Below are 6,309 nucleotides of genomic sequence, written 5' to 3'. Positions count from 1 at the left end.
AGGGTGAAGACCTTGGAGATTGATTCGATGGCGAAGGCATCGTCGGAGTCGCCGGACTTAAAGATGCATCCGTCGGTGGTGACGACGCAGACGCCCAAGAGGTCCGACGGTACCGATGCCAGAAAAGGGATGTAGTCGGCGTTCTTCCCGCCCTTTGCGCCTTTCGCGGCCGCGTATCCGGCGGCAAGGGCTGCTTCGATCTGTGGTTTCGACACGGCTGTCATCTCAAGACCCGCGGGCGGTGAGAAAGCCATGGATGGCATCTCACCGCCCGAATTGGTATGAAGCCTCTAAACCACGTCCAGAGCGACATGCGTCGTTTTCATTGTGTGTCGGGCTCAAGGATTTGTCCGAACTTTGCGGAGACGCGGTTTAAAATTTGAAATTTTTCGATCTCTTAAACCGCGCTGACTCCAGCGATCGTCAAATCCGCCGGGACCGATCGCATCCAAAAACATCGCATACCGCACTCGGCGCGGTTTAAGCGTTGTCCTCGCGCGCGTCGAGCGGCACCAGGATATGGGTACCACGGGCCCGCGGATGAATCGCAAAGTGGCCGACCGGTGCGTTGTGGTGGTTGATGTGAACCAACCGTCCCGGCCGGTTACCCTGCAACGCGTAGACGAGGAAGGGGATCATGACGACCACCAAAAAGCTCGCCATCAATAGCCCCACGTAGATGTCGGTGCTCTCCCCGCCAGGCAGACCGCTCGGCGGAAAAAACGACACCACGAAGGCGAGCAACGAGACCAGGAACCCGGAACCGGCCACCAAGAGTTTCACCACCTTGCCGCCGGGAATGTTGAAGCCACGCTTTTTCTCGGGGTGTTTGAGCACCAGCGTCATGTAGCCAAGAAACAGCATGAAATAGGTCATGAGATAGAGCACGACCGTGAGCGCCAGTGCGATCAGGAACGACATGTTATTGCCGCCGCCGGTATTGGTGAGCACGATGATGGCGACAGTGGTCAGCAAGAGCTGGAAAACGACCAGCGGCACGGGGACGCCGTTTTTGTTGACCTTGGCCATGGCCGACGGCAGGATTCCTTTCTCGGCCGTCACATACATGCCCCGCGAGGGTCCCACGATCCAGGCCGCGATCTCTGCCAGCACACCGAGCAGAAGCAGCGCGGCGATGATCCGGACCACCCATCCGAGACCGGTCCCGCCATGGGTGAGAATGAGCTGATGGAACGTCTGGACAACGCCTGAACTCAAGTTGATCTGGTCATGCGGGATCACGGCCGCGACCGACAGGCCACCAATCGAGCTGAGCGTGATCGCCGCCAACATCAGCAAGAAGATCGCGAGCGGATAATCCCGTCCGGGATTGCGCATCTCGTTTACATGGGTGGCCGAGGCCTCCACCCCCATGTAGCTGAGGATAAAGGCCACGAACACCACCAGCGTTCCGATCTGACTGAAGTTGGGGAAGAAGGTCGACGCATCCATAGTGATTTCGAGCTTCGCCCCGCTCGCCAGATGCAGGATCGCGAGACACACCAGGATGACGGCGGGCAGCAGAATACCGCCGAAAAAGCCGGCCTTGGAGATCTTTGCGGTGTATTTGGTACCGCCGAGCTGGGTCACGGCGAGCGCCCATAAGATCACGAGGGCGGCGATGGTCTTCACGACCGGGTCCGTGTTCAGTTCCGGCCAGGCCAGGATATATGACAACGCCCCGAGTACGAAGTAGAGCATCGGCACAAAGCCGACCGCGATCTGCAGATAGGTGAAGGAGATCGCCGCGAACCCCCAGCGCTCGCCGAGGGTGTTGGACACCCAGGCGAAGACACCACCCTCCTGCCAGCCTTCCACGGTGGCCATCTCGGCCGCGCACAGGCCGACCGGGATGAACCATAGAAGGCCGCCCAGCAGCAGGAAGAACACCAGGCTGAAGCCTGAGGTGGCGAACGCGGGATATTCATAGACCGCCATCACCATGGAGGCCGTGATGGCGAAGAACCCCAGTAACGAGAGCTGTTTCGATTGTGTGTTTAAGGCATCGGCGGCCATGACGAAAGTCCTCTCCTGATTACTTAGTCCGGAAACCAATCTCGGGCGGTGCGATGCGCACCCCAGCGTCACGCGTGATGCGTACAGACCCCTCACGCCACGCCGGCGCCGATGAGTCTGCTCGCCAATGAAAACCTCGCGCGTTGTGTATCCTAATGATGGAAGCCCGATGCCTCTTTGCTCGTGAGCGACTCCTGAATCGGATGCGCCTCGATATGATCCAAGGCCGCCTTCATGTGATCGATGAGCAGCGAACAGAGGTCGCGGCTCACGCCGTTGCGCACCAAGATCCTCTGGACCGCTTGGTCTTGACAATTCGACGGCAACGTGTAGGCCGGCACCTGCCAGCCGCGCACCCGGAGCCGGTCGGCGAGATCGTACAAGGTGAAGCCCGGATCGGTGCCCTCTTTGATCTTCCAAGCAACCGCCGGGATGCCGCGTGCCATGTCGCCGCCGAAGACGATCTCGAACGGCCCCATCTTCGCAATCTCCTCGGCCAGATATTCAGCGCTGCGATAGCAGGCGGTATGGACCTTTCGGTAGCCATCCCGTCCGAGGCGAAGGAAGTTGTAGTACTGGCAAACGATCTGCCCGCCGGGCCGCGAAAAGTTCAGCGCGATGTCGCGCATGTTGCCGCCGAGATAGTTCACCCAAAACACCATGCTCTCGGGCAGGTCCTGCTCTTCGCGCCACAGCACCCAACCGACACCGAGCGGGGCGAGGCCGAACTTATGCCCCGAGGCGTTGATCGAACGCACCCTCGGCAAACGAAAGTCCCACTCCAAGTCTGGTGCGCAGAAGGGGGCGAGGAAGCCGCCGCTGGCGCCGTCGACGTGGATCGGGATGTCGAGACCGCTCTTGGTCTGGAAGGCATCCAATGCGTCGCTGATCGCCTTTACCGGCTCGTACTCGCCAGTGAAGGTCACGCCCAGTGTCGGCACGACGCCGATCGTGTTCTCGTCGCAGCGGCTCAGGACCTCTTCGGGCGTCATCAAGAGTCGCCCCTTGTCCATCGGAATCTCGCGGTGCTCGATATCCCAGTAGCGGGTGAATTTGTGCCAGCAGATCTGGACCGGCCCGGTAATGAGATTCGGCTTGTCGGTGGGCTTGCCCTCGGCCCGGCGACGCATCTCCCAGCGCCGCTTCATGGCCAGCCCGCCCAACATCGCGGCCTCGCTGGAGCCGGTAGTGGAGCATCCGACCGCCTGCTCGCCGGCAGGCGCATTCCAAAGATCGGCGAGCATCTGCACACAGCGCGATTCAATCTCGGCCGTCTGCGGATATTCGTCCTTGTCGATCATGTTCTTGTCGATACAGGCATCCATCAGCCGATGGATCTCGGGCTCTTCCCAGGTCTGGCAGAAGGTCGCGAGATTCTGACGCGAATTCCCGTCGAGCATCAGCTCGTCGCGGACCGCAGCATAAATGCGTCGCGGATCGCGCTCGATATCGGGGAAGGTCGACTTCGGAAGGCCCGTCGCGAGCTCGCTTGAGCCGTAGGTCTCGTCGTTGCTGTTCTCTCCCTCGTCGTACAGAGGATCCCGGTCGCTGCGCCCCGTTTGCTTGCTCACGTCCTGCTTCGGCATCGTTGAATACTCCTCGGCAATGGAAAAGGTGAAAATCGAACCCCCGTCAATCGATCGGCCGCTCTGCCGAACAATCGAGCAAGCGGAACGCCGCTATCCTGCGTCAGTGCTGAGATTCTGTTCAGTCGGAGAGCTCTGTATGCACGCTCGTTTGGTGCGCTGGTGAATCAGAACATCAGCGTTGCGCGCAGCGACAGCGCCCAGACGCTGTCCCGTCCCGTGTCGGTAGCGGGATTGCGGATGTACTGTACGTCCGGCGTCAACAGCAATCCCCCGAAGAACTCCCAGTTCCAGTACGCCTCCACGACCTGTTCGTCTCTCGTACCCGGCGGATTTACGGCTGAGCCTGCCGCCTCGGCATATCCGATCGCCAAGCCGATCTGGTCCAACGTGCTGCGACCGAGCGGGTTGTTCATTGCCCCGCCAATCGCGTAGGACGCCCGTATCGGCGTCTGGTAGCCCCAAACACCGTTTGCGCGGCCGAAGATTGCCCAGGTGTCATTCAGATTTTGGACGGCATTGAACGACCACCCGGTGCTGCTGTCGGGCTGCTCCGGAACCTCGGGCACATCGTAGTAGGTGATCCCATATTGCGCGGTGCCGAACCCGTGAAATTTTGGTGTCCATTGTGCGTATCCGAACCACGCGAGATTTTCCTCGCCAAAACCAGTGGTTGTGATGTCCGCGCCGGTGATGTCGGTCGCATTCTGGAAGCCGCCGGCAAGCTGGACGGTAGTGGTGACGTTGAATTGCGTGTAGGCGCCAAGACCGGCGATTGGGTAGGTCGAGCTGCCGTTCTGAGCGAACACGTAGTTGTTGAAGTTCTGCTGCTGATCGGCCAGATACGGGTTGCCGTCGAAGTTGTAGAACGGATACTGACCGATCGACAGCAGCAGCCTGTTGCCGGGCAACGCATGGGTATAGGTCAGCTGCGGGAAGGAGTCCTCCCCGTTTCCGGGAAAGTCATTGATCGGCGTAATGATCCCGAGATTCTCGGCGATGTCTGCCGCAGTCTGGCGCCAAGGGTATCGCACCCAGGTGTAGGCCGCCTGCAAGGAACCCGCGCCAAACGTCTTACTGTCGAACATCTCCCAATCCAGGCCGGGCGTTGCCAGGATCTGCCCGGCCGTCCAGCCGCCGTCAGGCATGCCCCATTGCTGCAAATAGCTCACCGGCATGCTCCATGACAGGCCAGTGTCCTTCTTGATTGTGTTCTTGAAGCCTGAATAGGTGCTGTAGGCGCCGGTGAGGTCGCGGTTCAGCGTTTCCCACCAGGTCGCTCGCTGGATGCGATCGTGTAGACGGCCGAGCTTTTGGACCTTGGAGACGTCGGTCGATCCCAACACGGGGATGTGTCGGTCATTGGCCTGCGCGAGGGCAGGTGCCGCGGCGACGATCACCAGAATTCCGGCGGCGTGTCTTAGCATGACAAAGTTCCTTACTCCATGATCGAGACGCCCCCGCAGCTCGTTGATCGTGATGCCGTTCTCGGAAGACGGAATCGATGCCGCGATCGCGAGGTAACGATGACATCAAGGCAGCCGGATTCATGCTGCGGTGACGACAACGGACGCTTTCCAGCGTCTGTCGCGTTTCTCGCAGCGGTTGCGATCCGACGGAAGTATTTGATGCCAAGAAAAAACCGCTCCGTAAGGTGGGTATTCCCGTCGGCGTGCCGATGGACGGTGGGCGCCTCGGTCCCTTTACTCCGCGACCCCGACCGACCGCGGAATCGACGCTAAACATGTGTATCCTCCGGCACCATCCAGGCAAAAATCCACACGGATGATCAATGGGTCCCTAGCCTTTGTTATCATGTTCCATCGGGCGGGAGCTCGCGTCAATGTCCTAAATGGGATAAAGGTCGCTTCCGATCCCCCAGTCGCGTTGTCCACCTTAAAAACATCCTGTTGCGTCGGCGGTACCAGGCTTAACCGGAGTCATGAGTGATGTCCAAGGGCATGTTCCGAGAGAGCGTCGATTTCCCGAGGAGGTTGGATCCCGATGAAAGCGCAGATGCAGGCTCTAAGCGAAACCATCGAGGCGATTTACGCGGCAGGTCCGAACCCTGAGCGATGGCCTCATGCGTTGGAACGTATCGGAGACTATTTCGATGGAGAAGGCGGCATCATCCTGTTCTACGAAACCCAGTCGCCGTCGACCTTTATCTATCCGGAAAAGCTGCGCTCGGCAGTGAGCGTCTACTTGGCTGAGCAGTGGTGGGAGCGTGATTTACACGCGCAGCGCGCGATCGCCTTGAACATGCGCGGCTTCGAGGTCATGAGCGATCAAACCGTCGCAAGCGAATCGGAGATCCAGAGTCATCCGATCTACACGGACTTTTTTCGGCGCGTTGGGTTCGGGTGGCTGATGTCCTGCATCATCCTTCCGGATCGTCACGACCTGGTCGTGGTGTCGGTGCCGAGAGCCAAGGCCAAGGGACCCTTTACCTCCGAAGAGATGCAAACCCTGGGCCTTCTCGGGCGACACGTCGAGCAGTCTTTGCGGATCTCGTTGCGTCTGTCGAACATGGGAAGCATGGAGGCAGCCCTGAAACAAGCACTCGACGCCATCGATGCAGGCGTGCATACGCTGAGCGCGGACGGCCGCATCCTGTTCAGCAACAGAGCGGGCCAATCCCAATTCGATGAGTATTTCGAGAATCGCGACGGATACTTGACGGCAAGGGTCGCCGGCGAGCGAGGCA

The 6,309-nt window shown here is 59.8% G+C and carries 5 protein-coding genes; 1 reads left to right on the top strand and 4 read right to left on the bottom strand.

The window, feature by feature from the left end; genetic code table 11:
• The 4 genes from GPT33_RS16210 to GPT33_RS16195 form a co-directional block, all read right to left on the bottom strand.
• A partial coding sequence (locus GPT33_RS16210) for a glutaminase (RefSeq protein ID WP_296810895.1) occupies positions 1-215 on the bottom strand: 215 nt, incomplete at its 3' end.
• 265 nt (positions 216-480) lie between these two features.
• A complete protein-coding gene (gene gadC, locus GPT33_RS16205) occupies positions 481-2,016 on the bottom strand; it encodes a glutamate:gamma-aminobutyrate antiporter (RefSeq protein WP_296810892.1) in 1,536 nt (511 codons plus the stop codon).
• Between the two features lie 152 nt (positions 2,017-2,168).
• On the bottom strand, positions 2,169-3,602 hold the full coding sequence (locus GPT33_RS16200; protein WP_296810887.1) for a glutamate decarboxylase: 1,434 nt from the start codon (positions 3,600-3,602) through the stop codon (positions 2,169-2,171).
• Positions 3,603-3,769: 167 nt separating this feature from the next.
• Complete coding sequence (locus GPT33_RS16195) at positions 3,770-5,029, bottom strand: carbohydrate porin (protein WP_296810884.1); 1,260 nt, start codon at positions 5,027-5,029, stop codon at positions 3,770-3,772.
• Between the two features lie 577 nt (positions 5,030-5,606).
• On the opposite strand from GPT33_RS16195, the gene GPT33_RS16190 reads away from it, so the two are divergent.
• Positions 5,607-6,309 (top strand): hypothetical protein (locus tag GPT33_RS16190; protein WP_296810881.1); only part of this gene is annotated, 703 nt, incomplete at its 3' end.

The organism is Thiocapsa sp., from assembly GCF_011390875.1.
Lineage (GTDB): Bacteria > Pseudomonadota > Gammaproteobacteria > Chromatiales > Chromatiaceae > Thiocapsa.
Note: the sequence above shows the minus strand (reverse complement) of the source record. Positions and strands in the feature narration are given on the sequence as shown.

Coding starts and splice junctions, on each gene's coding strand:
- gadC (WP_296810892.1), bottom strand. CDS start 2,016: ATGGCCGCCGATGCCTTAAACACACAATCGAAACAGCTCTCGTTACTG.
- GPT33_RS16200 (WP_296810887.1), bottom strand. CDS start 3,602: ATGCCGAAGCAGGACGTGAGCAAGCAAACGGGGCGCAGCGACCGGGAT.
- GPT33_RS16195 (WP_296810884.1), bottom strand. CDS start 5,029: ATGCTAAGACACGCCGCCGGAATTCTGGTGATCGTCGCCGCGGCACCT.